15 protein-coding genes are annotated in these 13,644 nt (G+C 66.6%); 7 read left to right on the forward strand and 8 right to left on the reverse strand.

Annotated features, from left to right (window positions below; all coding sequences use genetic code 11):
- The first annotated feature begins 98 nt into the window (after nucleotides 1–98).
- On the forward strand, nucleotides 99–1,391 hold the full coding sequence (locus J7E83_RS11180) for an MFS transporter (protein WP_214962037.1): 1,293 nt from the start codon (nucleotides 99–101) through the stop codon (nucleotides 1,389–1,391).
- A 36-nt stretch (nucleotides 1,392–1,427) separates the two neighbouring features.
- Complete coding sequence (locus J7E83_RS11185; RefSeq protein ID WP_214962038.1) at nucleotides 1,428–2,825, forward strand: MFS transporter; 1,398 nt, start codon at nucleotides 1,428–1,430, stop codon at nucleotides 2,823–2,825.
- A gap of 34 nt (nucleotides 2,826–2,859) precedes the next feature.
- Here J7E83_RS11185 and J7E83_RS11190 read toward each other — a convergent pair whose 3' ends face one another.
- The gene (locus J7E83_RS11190) at nucleotides 2,860–3,600 is read right to left on the reverse strand and encodes a bifunctional 2-polyprenyl-6-hydroxyphenol methylase/3-demethylubiquinol 3-O-methyltransferase UbiG (RefSeq protein ID WP_214962039.1); all 741 of its coding nucleotides are present in this window, start codon (nucleotides 3,598–3,600) and stop codon (nucleotides 2,860–2,862) included.
- A gap of 365 nt (nucleotides 3,601–3,965) precedes the next feature.
- On the opposite strand from J7E83_RS11190, the gene J7E83_RS11195 reads away from it, so the two are divergent.
- Nucleotides 3,966–5,891, forward strand: coding sequence for a DEAD/DEAH box helicase (locus J7E83_RS11195; protein WP_214962041.1), 1,926 nt, complete (start codon nucleotides 3,966–3,968; stop codon nucleotides 5,889–5,891).
- 140 nt (nucleotides 5,892–6,031) lie between these two features.
- Here the strand turns inward: J7E83_RS11195 and J7E83_RS11200 are convergent, their stop codons facing one another.
- The 5 genes from J7E83_RS11200 to J7E83_RS11220 all read right to left on the reverse strand — a co-directional run bounded on the left by J7E83_RS11200 (nucleotide 6,032) and on the right by J7E83_RS11220 (nucleotide 9,394).
- Nucleotides 6,032–6,682 carry an MBL fold metallo-hydrolase gene (locus J7E83_RS11200; RefSeq protein WP_214962043.1) on the reverse strand — a complete coding sequence of 217 codons (651 nt, stop codon included), beginning with the start codon at nucleotides 6,680–6,682 and terminating at the stop codon, nucleotides 6,032–6,034.
- A 9-nt stretch (nucleotides 6,683–6,691) separates the two neighbouring features.
- Entirely contained in the window at nucleotides 6,692–7,687 is a 996-nt protein-coding gene (locus J7E83_RS11205) for an aldo/keto reductase (RefSeq protein WP_214962045.1), read from the reverse strand.
- A 128-nt stretch (nucleotides 7,688–7,815) separates the two neighbouring features.
- Entirely contained in the window at nucleotides 7,816–8,346 is a 531-nt protein-coding gene (locus tag J7E83_RS11210; protein ID WP_214962047.1) for a ferritin, read from the reverse strand.
- Nucleotides 8,347–8,355: 9 nt separating this feature from the next.
- Nucleotides 8,356–8,982, reverse strand: coding sequence for a HutD family protein (locus J7E83_RS11215; protein ID WP_214962049.1), 627 nt, complete (start codon nucleotides 8,980–8,982; stop codon nucleotides 8,356–8,358).
- A 46-nt stretch (nucleotides 8,983–9,028) separates the two neighbouring features.
- Entirely contained in the window at nucleotides 9,029–9,394 is a 366-nt protein-coding gene (locus J7E83_RS11220) for a VOC family protein (protein WP_214962051.1), read from the reverse strand.
- A 127-nt stretch (nucleotides 9,395–9,521) separates the two neighbouring features.
- Between J7E83_RS11220 and J7E83_RS11225 the strand changes: the two genes are divergently transcribed.
- Together J7E83_RS11225 and J7E83_RS11230 are read left to right on the forward strand one after the other, a co-directional pair.
- The gene (locus J7E83_RS11225) at nucleotides 9,522–10,121 is read left to right on the forward strand and encodes a phosphoribosylanthranilate isomerase (RefSeq protein WP_214962053.1); all 600 of its coding nucleotides are present in this window, start codon (nucleotides 9,522–9,524) and stop codon (nucleotides 10,119–10,121) included.
- An 80-nt stretch (nucleotides 10,122–10,201) separates the two neighbouring features.
- Nucleotides 10,202–10,603: a YccF domain-containing protein gene (locus J7E83_RS11230; RefSeq protein ID WP_214962055.1), complete on the forward strand. Its 402-nt coding sequence runs from the start codon at nucleotides 10,202–10,204 to the stop codon at nucleotides 10,601–10,603.
- 18 nt (nucleotides 10,604–10,621) lie between these two features.
- Here the strand turns inward: J7E83_RS11230 and J7E83_RS11235 are convergent, their stop codons facing one another.
- Nucleotides 10,622–11,047, reverse strand: coding sequence for a VOC family protein (locus J7E83_RS11235; RefSeq protein WP_214962057.1), 426 nt, complete (start codon nucleotides 11,045–11,047; stop codon nucleotides 10,622–10,624).
- A 179-nt stretch (nucleotides 11,048–11,226) separates the two neighbouring features.
- Between J7E83_RS11235 and J7E83_RS11240 the strand changes: the two genes are divergently transcribed.
- On the forward strand, nucleotides 11,227–11,649 hold the full coding sequence (locus tag J7E83_RS11240; RefSeq protein WP_214962059.1) for a hypothetical protein: 423 nt from the start codon (nucleotides 11,227–11,229) through the stop codon (nucleotides 11,647–11,649).
- A 217-nt stretch (nucleotides 11,650–11,866) separates the two neighbouring features.
- Nucleotides 11,867–12,631, forward strand: a complete 765-nt coding sequence (locus J7E83_RS11245) for a hypothetical protein (RefSeq protein WP_214962061.1) — start codon at nucleotides 11,867–11,869, stop codon at nucleotides 12,629–12,631.
- Here the strand turns inward: J7E83_RS11245 and J7E83_RS11250 are convergent.
- Complete coding sequence (locus tag J7E83_RS11250; protein WP_214962063.1) at nucleotides 12,622–13,551, reverse strand: DUF4031 domain-containing protein; 930 nt, start codon at nucleotides 13,549–13,551, stop codon at nucleotides 12,622–12,624. The genes J7E83_RS11245 and J7E83_RS11250 overlap by 10 nt on opposite strands.
- Between the last annotated feature and the right edge of the window lie 93 nt (nucleotides 13,552–13,644).

The following is a 13,644-nucleotide window of genomic DNA, read 5'->3' on the forward strand; positions in this document are numbered from 1 at the left end:
GTTTTCAGCGTAGGAAGGACGAACAAGGGCGGCCAGTGCTAGAGCAGCCTATGTGGATAACTTCCGGGCATCAGCGGGACAAATCAAGGCCTGACAGAATGGGTCCCGTGACACGCGCTGAGACTCCCGATATGCCCGGCCTCCTGGTCGACGCCGAAGTCGACTGCGTCCCGGCGGCGGCGCCCACCATGCTTCCGGGCACTGCCAGCAACAAGCGCGGGCTGGTCTACCTGGGAGTGTGCCTGGTCCTGATCGGCGTGAACCTTCGCACCGTCTTCTCCAGTTTCGCGGCGGTGCTCCCCGAAATAACGTCCGACGCCGGCCTGCCGGGCTGGGCCGTGCTGGTACTCACCAGCGTTCCCGTCACGCTCCTGGGCGTGTTCGCTCCGATCGCCCCGGTGCTGGCCCGCCGCTACGGCGCTGAACGGGTCCTGTTGGGCGCCATGGCTGTGCTGACCGCCGGGCTGCTCCTGCGGCCTGCCGACCTGGGCCGACTGATCCCTGGTGCAGGCCACATGCCGGCGCTGATGGCCGGAACTGCTGCCTGCGGTGCCGCCATCGCCCTGTGCAACGTGCTTCTGCCTGGGCTGGTGAAGCGTGACTTCCCGCACCGGCTGGGCCTGATGGGCGGGCTCTACACGACCGCCATCTGCGCATCGGCTGCGCTGGGGGCCGGCTTTACGTACCCGGTCTTGACGGCGACGGGGGAGTGGACCTCGGCGCTGTGGGTCTGGGCAGCTCCTGCCGCCGTCGTGCTCTTCCTGTTCCTCCCGGTGGCACTGAGGCAGCGGCCCATCCTGCATCAGGCCGTCAATGACGGCGTCAGCGTCTGGCGCTCGGCGGTGGCGTGGCAGGTGACCGTCTTTATGGTGCTGCAGGCCATGATGTCCTTCAGCGTCTTCGCGTGGCTGGCGCCGATCCTGCGGGAGCGTGGAGTGGACGGTGCAACAGCCGGGCTCATGGTATCCGCGTCCATTGTGCTGCAGATGCTGGGTTCGCTGTTCGCCCCGGCTCTGGCTACAAGGTTCCGGGACCAGCGCGCCATCAACACACTGGTGGCGCTGATGACCGGCGGCGGGTTTGCGCTGAGCATCTTGGGCCCGCTGGAGCTCGCCTGGGTTTGGACCGGACTGCTCGGCCTGGGGCAGGGGAGCCTCACCGCGGTGGCGCTGACCATGATCATGGTCCGCACGCCCGACGGCCACACAGCCGCACATCTGTCCGGCATGATGCAGGGCGTGGGCTACGGCCTGGGATCCACCGGGACGCTGGTGGTGGGCCAGTTGCACCAGGCGACCGGGTCCTTCGCCGCCGCTGGCGCGCTTTTCCTGGTGGTGGGCTTACTCGCCGCCGTCTTTGGCTACCAGGCCGGCCGGAACCGGTATGTCTGAGCCAGTGTTCATGGAAATCTGATCAGGCCCGGTACCGTGCGCGATTCCACCATTCCAGCCACCCGCCCCGCCGGCGGCATCCTGCAGCAGCCATACCTGTGGGTAACCATCGGCGCGTGCGCCCTGGTATTCCTTGCTGCCTTCGAATCGCTCGCCGTGACCACCATCATGCCGATCGTCAGCCGCGAGCTGAACGGGGCGAGCCTCTATGCGCTGGCGTTCGCCGGGCCGCTGGCCACCGGAGTTATCGGCATGGTGGCGGCCGGCAACTGGTCCGACCGCAGGGGACCCGCCGCGCCCTTGTATGCGTCCGTGGGTCTTTTTGTCCTTGGCCTGCTGATCGCGGGAACCGCAGTTTCCATGCCGTTGCTGGTGACCGGAAGGCTGGTTCAGGGACTGGGTGGCGGAGCGCTGACTGTGGCGCTCTACGTTGTTGTCGCCCGGATCTACCCGGGGGCGCTGCATCCCGGGATCTTCGCAGCCTTCTCGGCCGCCTGGGTCATCCCGTCCCTGGTGGGGCCGTTCGCTGCTGGGGTCGTAGCGCAGGTCCTCAGCTGGCAGTGGGTGTTTCTGGGCGTCGTGGGGCTGGTGGTTCCCGCGCTGGTGATGATTGTTCCGGTGCTCCGCGGGATGGCCCGTGAGCCCAGGGTAGAAACCGGGACGCCGACCCCGTGGGCACTGCGTCGCGTTTCCTGGGCAGCGCTCGCCGCTTTGGCCGTCCTGGGGCTGAACCTGTCCGCCGAGGTCAGGATCCCGGGCCTTCCGGCTGCCACTGGGGTCCTGGCTGTGGCTGCCGTCGTCGTCGCCCTCGTTGCCGTGCGGCCGCTGGTGCCATCAGGCACGCTCATTGCCAGGAGGGGTCTGCCCAGCGTCATCCTCACCCGCGGCCTCGCCTCGGCTGCGTTCTTCGGCGCCGAGGTTTACCTGCCCTACCTGCTCGTTGAGCAGTACTCCTTCCCGCCCACGCTCGCGGGCCTCACACTCACCGGAGGGGCTCTGGCTTGGGCCGGTGCCGCGGCCATCCAGGGCCGCCTCGGCAGCAGGCTTGCCCACAGTACTGCCGTGCGGATCGGTTCGGTGCTGGTGCTGGGAGCCATCGTCCTGGCCCTGGCCACCACGGCACTGCACTGGCCGCCCGCCGTCGCAATTTCGGGCTGGATCTTCGCCGGCGGCGGTATGGGACTGCTCTATCCGCGGCTCAGCGTGATGACGCTGGCGCTCTCCACCAAGGATGACGAAGGCTTCAACAGCTCGGCCATGTCGATTTCCGATTCGCTCGGCGGGGCGCTGGCGCTTGCCACCACGGGCATCGTCTTCTCAGCCTTCACGACGACGGCGGGATCCTTCTCCGGTGTCTTCGCCCTGGCTGTCGTGGTTGCGGTAGCCGCGGTCGCCGTGGCGCCGAGGGTCCTGGCACCGAGCGCCGCCGACTGAAGCCGGACCGGCGACCCGGATGGGCGGCTCGGCGTCAGGCCAGCCGGGTCGCCCGAAGTACTGTGTCTGCAATGACCGCTTCCTGGCCGTCAGGACCCGTGGCCGGCCGGTCGCGTGTGGTGAGGACTTCCACCACCCATTCCGGCGAATCCAATTTAAGTTCCTGCACCAGCTGCGAAGGGGTGTAGAACCTCTCAGGCGCCGTGTGCGATCCCCATGGCGGCAGCCGGTCCGGGTGGTGCCCCACGATCAGCAGGGTGCCGCCCGGCTTGACCGCGGCGGCCGCCGCCAGGAGCGGGCCTCGCCAGGCCATGGACGGCAAATGCAGAAACTGCGAGGACACCAGATCGAAAGCCCCCTCCGGCATCCACTCCTCCAGGTCGCGCTGTTCCCAGCGGATCCGGCTGGGGATGGCGCCCTCACCCGCGTGCACGCTCTCCCGGTCAAGGGCTGTTTTCTCGTGCGTGGCAGCACGCTCCAATGCGACGGCGGACACGTCGACGGCGGTCACTGCCCAGCCCTGCTGCGCCAGCCAGATGGCGTCAGCGCCTTCGCCGCAGCCCAGGTCCAGGGCTTTGCCCGGGCGCAGCCCGGCCGCCTCGCGGACCAGCTGCGGATTGGGTTTACCGCTCCAGATTTGCGGCCTGCTCCGGTACATTTCGTCCCAGGTGGAGGCGGCGCTTGGCTGAGGTGTTCCGCCCAGGCCGTTGCCGGCGTCGTCCGTTGAATGGGGGTGGTCCGTTATATGGGGGTGGTCCTCACGGTGTTGCGTCATGCCTCAAGCGTGCTCCTGCAGGGCACCGATGGCAACGCTGGCAACGCTCCGCAGTCACCCCGCCAACCTCGTTGGAGGGCGGATAAGGGTAGTGCGGGGAGCAAGCAAAGGTGCGGGGCGCCGGGATGGTAGACTGGTGGAACTTGATGTGCAGTGATGCCCGCTTAGTCCCTCATGGGGAGCGGGTTTTTTCATGTGAGAGGCACATCCTGCGTCGATGAACGCGTTCCATTTGGTCCCGGCCGTCGCTCTGAATGAGCGGCAGCAGGCTGGTTGATCACCTGAATTTTCTTCGGCGAACCCCTGAGCCAACCGGCATCGGGGCCGATATCCGCACGGATACCGCCTGAAAGACCTTTGACTACATGACTACTTTTGCTGCCCTCGGCACGCCCAAAGAGCTCGCCGACACCCTCACCGCACAGGGAATCGTTGAACCGTTCCCCATCCAGGTCAAGACCCTGCCGGACACGCTGGCCGGACGCGACGTCCTGGGCCGCGGCCGCACCGGCTCCGGCAAGACCATCGCCTTCGCCATCCCGCTTGTGGCACGACTCGCTGAGCGGGAAGCCAAGCATTTCCGCAAGCCCGGCCGCCCGATGGGCCTGGTCCTTGCACCCACCCGTGAACTGGCCACCCAGATCAACGCCACCATCGAGCCGATGGCAAAGGCGCTGGGCCTGAACACCACCGTGATCTACGGTGGCATCTCCCAGGCCCGCCAGGAAAAGGCCCTGCGCGCCGGCGTGGACATCGTCATCGCCTGCCCGGGCCGCCTGGAGGACCTCATCCGCCAGCGCATCCTGACCCTCGAGGCCGTGGAGATCACCGTCCTGGACGAGGCCGACCACATGGCTGACCTTGGCTTCCTGCCTGTGGTCAAGAAGCTCATGGACATGACCCCCAGCCAGGGCCAGCGCCTGCTCTTCTCCGCCACCCTGGACAACGGCGTGGACAAGATCGTCCAGCGTTACCTCTCCAACCCGCTGACCCACTCGGTGGATGACCCGCAGGCTGCGGTGACCACCATGGAGCACCATGTGCTGGTGGTCAACGACCAGACCGTCAAGAAGCAGCTGATTGTTGAGCTCGCTTCCGGCGCCGGCCGCCGCGTCCTCTTCATGCGGACCAAGCACCACGCCCGCAAGCTGGCAAAGACCTTGACCGACGCCGGGATCCCGGCCGTTGACCTGCACGGCAACCTCTCGCAGAATGCCCGTGACCGCAACCTTGCCGAGTTCTCCTCCGGGGACGTCCGCGTCCTGGTGGCAACCGACGTCGCCGCCCGCGGCGTCCACGTGGACGACGTCGAACTGGTGATCCACGTCGACCCGCCCACAGAGCACAAGGCGTACCTGCACCGCTCCGGCCGTACGGCCCGCGCGGGTTCGGACGGCACCGTGGTCACGCTGACCCTTCCCGAGCAGCAGTCTGACGTCAAGAAGCTGATGAAGGCCGCCGGCGTCGAGGTCAACTTCGAACGCGTCACCGCTAATTCACCGCTGGTTGCCCAACTGGTGGGCGAAATGGCCGACAAGATTGATCCGCGCACCCGCGCCGCACTGCTCGCCGCCAAGGCCAACCAGGGTGGTGGCACCTCCACCGGTGCCAACGCTGAGCGCAAACGCGCCCGCCGCCAGGCCGCACCCACCGCGGGTGGCCGGGGCGGACGTGGCGGACGCGGCCGGGTCGCATCGGAAGCTCCCCGCACCGACCTGCCCCGCTCAGAGCGCCGCGCCGTGGCCTATGAGGGCCAGGCCGCTGCGCGCAACGCAGCGGACCGCGTCATCGAGCAGAACGAGGACCGCGCCCAGGCGGCGGCGGCTGCACGCCGCGGCACCCGCGGCCGCACCAGCGCTTACTCCACGCACCGCAACGACGTCCCCGCGGCAGGTGGCCGCTCATCGGCCGGCCGCGGCTCGGACGGCCGCGCTGCTGAAGGGCGTAGTGACTCCCGCATCACCCGTAGCGACGCTCCCCGCGGTGGCACTGGCCGCCCGGCTTCAACCGGTGGCCAGCGCAATGGCCGCCCCGCAACCGGTCAGCGTGCTGCCGGAACCGGAGCCCGCACCGCTGCAGCTGGCGCCCGGACCGGCGGGTCAGGCCAGCGTGCCGGTGCTTCCAGCAGTGCCGGCGGTAACAAGGCTGTCTGGTCCTCCAACACAGGTGGAACCTCCGGGGGATCTTACGCAGGCAACGGCGGCTCAGGCCGATCGGGTGAAGGCCGTCCGGCCCGCAGCGGTCCGCGCCGTGCGTCAGCGCCGGCGTCGAACGAACGCCGGGGCCGCTAAGGTCCCTAACTACCGTCGAGTGCTCCGTACCGGCACCCTCGCCTCGCAACCTCGGCCAGGGAACCCTGCCAGCGTGGGCCCAACGTGCCCTTTGGAAGGTTCATAAGGGCGGTTACGGAGCACTCGTTGGGGTTTATGGCTCACCAGCCGCGGGCGCGCCACTCCTCGAGATGCGGCCGTTCCGCGCCCAGCGTGGTGGGCTTGCCGTGGCCCGGATGCACCACGGCGTTGTCCGGGTAGACACCGAACAGCCGCTCGCCCACGTCGGTGATGAGCTGGTTGAACCTGTCAGGATCCTTCTGGGTGTTGCCAACACCTCCTGGAAAGAGCGAGTCTCCGGAGAAAATGTGGGCCGGCCCGTCCGGATCCCGGTAGACCAGCGCCACCGATCCAGGAGTATGCCCGCGCAGATGCACTGCTGCCACGTCGAAGCCGTCGAAGTTGCCGACGTCCCCGTGGTCCAGCAGCACATCCACCTTCACCGGGAGCTCAGGCGCGTCATCCGTCCCGGCCGCCGTCGGCGCGCCGGTGGCTTCCACCAAGGCAGGCAGCGCCCTGACGTGGTCCCAGTGCTGGTGCGTTGTGGCGATCAGCTCCAGCCTGGGCGTGGCCGCGGTGTCGGCGGCGGCGTCCGCGAGCAGTCCCTGAATGGCCGGAAGGTCATCCGCAGCGTCAATCAGCAGCTGGGCGCCCGATTCCTTGGCGGTCAGCAGATACACGTTGTTGTCCATCTCGCTGACGGAAACCCGGCGGATGGTGATGTCCCGTAAGTCGTGAATGAGCGTATCCATTCGGGTGCCTTATTCGCGGCCTTCGGACACCCAGTTGGGGTCCGCGGAGCGGGAGCCGACGACGGCGTCCGCGGCCTGGTCCAGCGCATCCAGTTGCGCCGGGCCCAGGTGCAGTGCCAGGGCTCCCAGGTTCTCATCGATCCGGTGCGTCTTGCGCGTGCCGGGGATGGGGACGACGGAAAGTCCCAGCCGCTTGCCCTGGGCGAGCAGCCAGGCGAGCGCTACCTGGGCTGGTGTTGCAGCCAGCTCGGCGGCAACCGCCTGCACGGCGGCCACCACTCCCTGGTTGGCGTCAAAGGCGTCTTCGGCGAAACGGGGGATCCGGCGTCGGAAGTCATTTTCTCCGAGGCTGGAAGCGTCAACGGTACCGGTGAGGAATCCCCGGCCCAGCGGCGAGTACGGCACAAAACCCACGCCTAGTTCGGCCGCTGCGGGAACGACGTTGCGTTCCACATCGCGGCTCCAGATGGACCATTCGCTCTGGACTGCGGCGATCGGGTGCACGGCGTGGGCTTCGGCCAGTTCCTGTGCCGTGACCTCGGACAGGCCAAGGTGCTTGACCTTGCCTTGCTGCACCAGCTCCGCCATGGCCTCCACGGTTTCCACAATCGGAACGCGGAGGTCACGGCGGTGCATGTAGTAGAGGTCGATAACGTCCGCGTCCAGGCGTTTAAGGCTGGCATCAACGGCCTGCCGGACGTAGGCGGCATCGCCCCGGACGTCACTGTACCCGCCTGCCGGGTTGCCTACCAGGGCGAATTTGGTGGCCAGCTGCACCTCTTCCCGGCGCTCCTTGAGCAGCCGCGAAATGAGTTCCTCATTGCTGCCCGCGCCGTAGACGTCGGCGGTGTCGATGAAAGTAACGCCGGCGTCGACGGCATGGTTCAGGGTTTTCAGTGCCTCGGCAGGGTCTACTTCTCCGTAGACGGGGGTGAGGGCCATGCCGCCGAAGCCGAGAGGGCCGACCGTGAGGCCATCGCCGAGGTGGACTGTGGATTCTGCCATCATGCGCTCCGTTCGCTCTGAATTCGTATCCCAGCCAAGAACTCCGGGTTCCGTGGATCTATTCCGTTGCTGTATTGCCTGCTTCTGCCGCGCTGGTCCCATCTGCTACAGGGCGCCGCGGGCAGGGACTACAGGGCGCCGCCGGCAGCCTCCGGCGCGGAGGAGTCGCGGCCGCCGTCGCCGATGGTTTCCCGGGCGATGAAGTTCTCAATATCGAAGAGGTTGTCCGCGCGTTCGGCGATATTCAGCAGGGTGGTCATGGAGGCCACTTCCTCCACCTGCTCCTTGAGGAACCAGAGCATGAACTGCTCGCCCAGGGCATCGTCCCCGGCGCGGGCCGCGCGGAAGAGGGACTCGATGCTACGGGTGACTTCCTGCTCCTGCTGCAGGGCCAGAGCGAGGGGCTCGGTGACGGAGGAGAAGTCGTTTCGGACGGTGGGGACGCCGGGGATGGAGACGGGGATGTCGCGGTCCAGCATGTACTGCACCATCATCATGGCGTGGTTCCGTTCCTCCACGGACTGGCGGTAGAAGTAGCGGGCCAGCTGCGGCAGGTCCTGGTTGGCGAACCAGGTGGCCACGGCAATGTACTGCTGGGAGGCCGCGAATTCGTTGCCGATCTGGGTGGACAGGAGCTCATTGAAAGATGTGGTGGTCATAGCCCGAGTCTAGGCGTCCGCCTCCGTGACGGGGTCAATCGAGACGACGGCCAGGAAGCCGCGGCCGAGGATTTCGGGGGAGCGGGTGTCGGAACCGACGACGGCGTCGTAGCGGCCGAGCGCGAGGGATTCCGTGTCCGGGGCCGCAGCGGAACCCTCGTCCACAGTGCCCTGTACCGGGCCGGGGCTGACAGAAGCCTGGCCCTGCAGCAGCACGCCCAATTGGCCCTCGAACACGGGGTGGGCGCGCTTCTTCGAGAGCTCGATGATGGAGGTGTAGCCCTTGAACGAGCCGGCCCGTGTGATGACATTGAGGTCCCGGATGTCGCCCGTGGGAAGGGCGCCGTGGGTCCTGGCTTCGCCCGGAAACCTAAATGGCCGGTACTTTTCCAAGGGGTGCTCCGCGCCGTCAACGGTGAGCAGGAGCAGCTCGCCGTCGATCACTGTCAGGACGCGTTCCATGCCCGGGAACGCTGAAAAGTCCCCAGCCTTGGTGATGTCTGCGATGCTGACGCGCCAGTCCCATGCGCCGTCCTGGGCGGAGGCTGCCTTGGGATGGCTGGCGAGCTCGCGGGTCACCCCGCCGCCGTTCCGCCACGGTTGGGGCCTGAGTTCTGCAAAGCGGATGATCTCCATCCGCCCAGCCTAGTTGCTGGCGGCAGCAGGCCCGTGAGAACAGACGTCAGTCAAGCGGCGAGACCCGGATGAGGTTTCCGTCGGGGTCGGCAATGACGAACGTGCGGCCGAACACGTCGTCATGTGGCTGCTCCACCACAGTGACGCCCTTGGCGGACCACTCCTCGAAGCGGCTGTCCACGGCTGCCTGGGCGCCCGGCACCATGAGGCCCACCTCGCAGGTGCGCGGCAGTTCCGGCGTCACCTGTTCGGCACGCCCGCTCCAGAGCGCGAAAAGGACTCCGGCGGCGAGCTCGAAGGGAACATAGCGGGGAGTGATCATCTTCGGCTGCATATCAAACAGGTCGCTGTAAAAGGCAGTGGACCGCTCGACGTCGGTCACGTAAATCAGGAACAAGTTGGGTCTCGTCATGGTCGAATTTTCCCTTCAACTGGTCTTGGCACCACCACCATGGCACAAGTATCTGACATCATGGTTGGCGGTTCCCTGCTAACCTCCTCCCGGGGGACATCGCGAAGACTGCCCTAAGGAGCCGGGAATGTTCGTCAAAGTGTGCGGGCTGAGTACGCCCGAATCCGTCCGTGAGGCCGTAGATGCCGGGGCGGACGCCGTCGGCTTTGTCCTGACTGCCAGCCCGCGCGTTGTGTCGCCGTCACAGGTTTCCAAGCTCCTGGCGGATGTGCCGGAGAGTGTTGCTGCCGTCGGGGTCTTCCGCCACGAACCGGCCGCCGACGCCGTCGCCATCGCCCGGGCCGCCGGCCTGGAGTGGGTGCAGCTGCACGGGAAGCGCACCCCGGCGGACGTCAAGACAGTGCACGACGCCGGCATGAAGCTCATCAGGGCCGTCACCATGGGTGCCGCGCCGGAAGAGCTCGGCGACTGGGGCGAGGAGCTCCTCCTGATTGACGCCGCCGTCCCCGGGTCCGGCGAAGCGTGGGACTACGGCTCTGTTTCCACGGCGTCAGCCGTTCACGGCCGCAGCTGGCTGCTGGCGGGCGGCCTTGACCCTGCCAATGTTGCCCAGGCGTCTGCAACGGCAGGTGCGTGGGGCGTGGATGTTTCCTCCGGCGTCGAGGTTTCCAGGGGAGTGAAGGACCTGGCCAAGATCCGCGCTTTCGTGAAGGCGGCCAAGGGCTAGGCACGCCGGCTGGCCGGTTCAGGGGAGAATCAGGGTGGACCCCGAGGTTTTTGTCGGACCCCGCAGGGCACAATGGACAGATGAAGACACTGCTCAACATCATTTGGCTCGTTTTCGGCGGCCTCTGGCTTGCCCTGGGCTACTTCCTGGCCGGCATCATCTGCTGCCTGCTCATCGTCACCATTCCCTGGGGGATCGCGTCATTCCGGATCGCCGCATACACCCTCTGGCCGTTCGGGCGAATGGTGGTGGACAAGCCCGGAGGGACAGGAGTCTTCGCGCTGCTGGGCAATGTGATCTGGCTGCTGGTGGCTGGCATCTGGATCGCGATCGGCCACGTGGTCACGGCAGTTGCGATGGCCATCACCATCATTGGCATCCCGCTTGCCATAGCCAACCTGAAGCTCATCCCAGTGTCCCTTATGCCGCTGGGCAAGCAGATCGTTCCCACCAGTAAACCGTTCGTCACCGGCTACCGGTAGCCACGGCGTCAGCCTGTCCTACGCGTCGGGCTGTGCCTCCACCCCAGGCACCAGTCCCTGGGCGTCCAGCTCTTCACTGTGCAGGGCGCGCAGCACGCAGAATTCGTTGCCGTCAGGGTCGGCCATCACCACCCAGGTCACGTCCTCGCCCTGGCCCACTGAAACCCGGGTGGCGCCCAGTGCTTCCAGCCGCTGCACTTCCACGGCCTGGTCTTCGGGCCGCAGGTCAAGGTGCAGCCTGTTTTTGACCTCCTTACGCTCCGGAACTTTCAGGAACAACAGGTCAGGGGAGACTCCGTCCTGCGGGCTGCCGGCTGGCGGCTCCAGGACGATTTCGTCCTCCACTTCATAGGTCCGCCGCCATCCCAGGGCCTTTTCCCAGAAGTCCGCCGGTACCTTGGGGTCGGTGGAGTCCATGCTGAAGGCTTGAATTCGCAGGGTCATCCGAGCAGTCTTGCACTGCCTGCGGCGCTGGTAAAGGCTGTCTTTCCCGGCCTGCTGTCACGCCTGCTGTCAGGCCAGGCTGCCCTGAAGGTTCCGGCGGGCAACGTTCAGCCGCAGCTCCCGCCCGCTCGCTGCGTCGGCGGATTGACTCTCCACATAACGCCCGGCAGGCTTGGCTCATGATGGTGGTCGACCTTCCTCCCGGTGGCACGCCGCCCGCTTTCCGTGTTCTGCTGATTGGGTTCTCGCCCGCATCGGTCGACCTGTCGGCGGCGCCAATCAGCCTGGCAACGCTAGAGACCCAAATCGCGGACGGGGACGCCGCCGTCGCATCGGCCGGATATGATTCCGTTTCGTGTCAGATTGGCACGGACCCACTTGACGGCGAGGCCGCGGTTCGCGGCGAACTCGCGCGTGGACCCTGGGACGCCGTGATGATCGGCGGTGGAGTGCGGGCCATACCCGCTCACACTGAGCTCTTCGAGCGAATTGTCAATACGGTGCACGAACTCGCTCCGGAGGCGAGGTTCGCCTTCAATTCCGGCCCGGACACCACTCTCGACGCGCTGCGACGCGTACTCCCTGGCGATCGGGCACAATAGCCCCGCACCCGCACCCGCACCCGCACCCGCACCCGCACCCGGCCTCGCGGCTTGCGCTAGCGCGACCGGTTTCGAGACACCGAGTGACCGATCCTCCACCGGCACAGGCAGAAAGCAAAATTTCTTTCTTCTGAAGGTAATTCCTGGCGAGGTTCCGGAAACTTAGTTATCGAGCGGGATGTTCAGCCCGCCGTCACAGATATTGGGGGTACAGAAAATGGATTCCAACCGCGCCAAACTCTTTACAGCCGTCACAACGGCGGGTCTTGCCGTCAGCCTGGTGCTTGCCGGATGCGGGTTACAGGTGGGAGCTGATCCTGCCGCCGCCTCGAACATGACCGTGAATGACCCGGACGGACCCACGCCAAAGCTGGCTTTCGCACCACCTTCCACTGCAGCGCCGGTGGCCCTCACCACCATTGCGGTGCCCGCGTCAGTGGTGCCTGCCTCAACAGCGAAGCATGAGGCGCCAGCGCTGAAGACCTTCACCTTCCCGGATGGACACATCTCCTTCGCTTATCCGTCGACGTGGGCAGTGCGAACCGTGCTCCCACCAGCCGGCGTCCCCGGCGTTGAAGCGATCGTCTCTGACGGTGCAGGCAACGATCTGCTCTCCTTGGGTAATGGCTTCACCGCTGGTTGTGCCGGCGGTCCCGTGTCGCGTCGTGTATTCGATCAGGCGGCGGTTCCGGGAATGGCTGCACCAGACGGTACGGAGCCCCTTTTCGGGTTCGTCATGGAAAGCTATCCGAATGGCGAAGGCGATTCCTACTTCATGGGGCTGAGCGATCCCCGGTCCCTGGAGGAAGGCGAGGGCGTCGCATCATGGTGCAATCTCGTCTCAACAGAAAATGGCGGCCTGAGCACTCGTGTTCTTTTCAACAACCCAGGGTTCCCGAACAAGGGCGCAGCTAATGCCTGGATGGCAACCGACCAATACGCCCAACTCAAGGCGCTGCTCGTGAGCCTGACCTACGCCTGAAGGTGAGCCTCGCTCTGGGGTGAAACGCAGTCAGCCGGGCCCGCGCCAGGACGGCGCAGTTCGCCCTGCAGGTTCCGCCGGGCGGCGTCCAGCCACAGCTCCCGCGCCCGCTGGCGGTGGAACAGCGGGTCCAGTTCCAGGAGCTGACGGACGACGGCGGCACGTCCCCCGGCGAAATCAGCGTCGGCGATGTGCGCGTAGTCTTCACGGACGGCTGCCAGATACCGGGCGTACTGCTCCGGTTCGCCGCCCAGGACGGACAGGTCCGCGTCGCAGAGCAGGGCACCGTCGTCGTCCCCTGGCTCCGGACGGTGGTCCGAAGTCAGGCGGACAAGGCGGGCAACCTCCTCGATCTCAGCATCGGGCAGGCCGGCTCGGGCGAGCCTGTCTTCGGCAAGCCGGGCCGATTCCTCCTCATCCTGGCCCGCAACACCGCGGTACACGGCATCGTGGAACCATGCCGCAAGCAGCACCGTGCGCGGCGATCCCGCAGGTTCGGTGAGGACGTCCAGGGCCTCCAGCACGGCGAGGAGATGGGTGCGGCCGTGGTACTTTCGGTGCTCCTCGCCCCAGCGGTCCAGCAGGTCGAGGAAGAGGGCGTCGTGGCCGGGCATGATGGTGTTCCAGCGGTTCAGGAGGGGCAGCTTCAGAGACTTGTCCCGCTGGCGTGCCGGGATGCGCAGGCCGCATGAGATGAGTTTCCGTACCAGGATCCGGGCCTCCACGGGTAAGGCGCCGGCGGCTACCAGTTCATCGAATCGGCGTTCGGGGACGTCGTAGTGGTCGCCGTCGAAGGCCCGGTCAGGGATTCCGGCTGCCGCGGCAAAGGCGTGGAGTTCCTCGAGCGACGTATCGGAGATCAGGTGCGAGAAATGCGTTCCGTGGGCAGGCCAGAGGGGAGGGTCAACAAAGATGGCCATGCAGGAAGTCTAATCCGGGACGGGTTGGACCGCCGGACCAAAGGGTGCGGCGGCCGGTCTCCCCCAAGGTGACCGGCCGCCGCGTTTGTGGGG

Origin of the sequence: Arthrobacter sp. ISL-48 (assembly GCF_018613805.1) — a bacterium.
Classification (GTDB): Bacteria; Actinomycetota; Actinomycetes; order Actinomycetales; family Micrococcaceae; genus Arthrobacter.

Excerpts from the sequence above, each read along its gene's own strand:
- J7E83_RS11180 (WP_214962037.1), top strand. The coding sequence starts at position 99 with ATGGGTCCCGTGACACGCGCTGAGACTCCCGATATGCCCGGCCTCCTG.
- J7E83_RS11190 (WP_214962039.1), bottom strand. The coding sequence starts at position 3,600 with ATGACGCAACACCGTGAGGACCACCCCCATATAACGGACCACCCCCAT.
- J7E83_RS11195 (WP_214962041.1), top strand. The coding sequence starts at position 3,966 with ATGACTACTTTTGCTGCCCTCGGCACGCCCAAAGAGCTCGCCGACACC.
- J7E83_RS11200 (WP_214962043.1), bottom strand. The coding sequence starts at position 6,682 with ATGGATACGCTCATTCACGACTTACGGGACATCACCATCCGCCGGGTT.
- J7E83_RS11205 (WP_214962045.1), bottom strand. The coding sequence starts at position 7,687 with ATGGCAGAATCCACAGTCCACCTCGGCGATGGCCTCACGGTCGGCCCT.
- J7E83_RS11210 (WP_214962047.1), bottom strand. The coding sequence starts at position 8,346 with ATGACCACCACATCTTTCAATGAGCTCCTGTCCACCCAGATCGGCAAC.
- J7E83_RS11215 (WP_214962049.1), bottom strand. The coding sequence starts at position 8,982 with ATGGAGATCATCCGCTTTGCAGAACTCAGGCCCCAACCGTGGCGGAAC.
- J7E83_RS11220 (WP_214962051.1), bottom strand. The coding sequence starts at position 9,394 with ATGACGAGACCCAACTTGTTCCTGATTTACGTGACCGACGTCGAGCGG.
- J7E83_RS11225 (WP_214962053.1), top strand. The coding sequence starts at position 9,522 with ATGTTCGTCAAAGTGTGCGGGCTGAGTACGCCCGAATCCGTCCGTGAG.
- J7E83_RS11230 (WP_214962055.1), top strand. The coding sequence starts at position 10,202 with ATGAAGACACTGCTCAACATCATTTGGCTCGTTTTCGGCGGCCTCTGG.
- J7E83_RS11235 (WP_214962057.1), bottom strand. The coding sequence starts at position 11,047 with ATGACCCTGCGAATTCAAGCCTTCAGCATGGACTCCACCGACCCCAAG.
- J7E83_RS11240 (WP_214962059.1), top strand. The coding sequence starts at position 11,227 with ATGATGGTGGTCGACCTTCCTCCCGGTGGCACGCCGCCCGCTTTCCGT.
- J7E83_RS11245 (WP_214962061.1), top strand. The coding sequence starts at position 11,867 with ATGGATTCCAACCGCGCCAAACTCTTTACAGCCGTCACAACGGCGGGT.
- J7E83_RS11250 (WP_214962063.1), bottom strand. The coding sequence starts at position 13,551 with ATGGCCATCTTTGTTGACCCTCCCCTCTGGCCTGCCCACGGAACGCAT.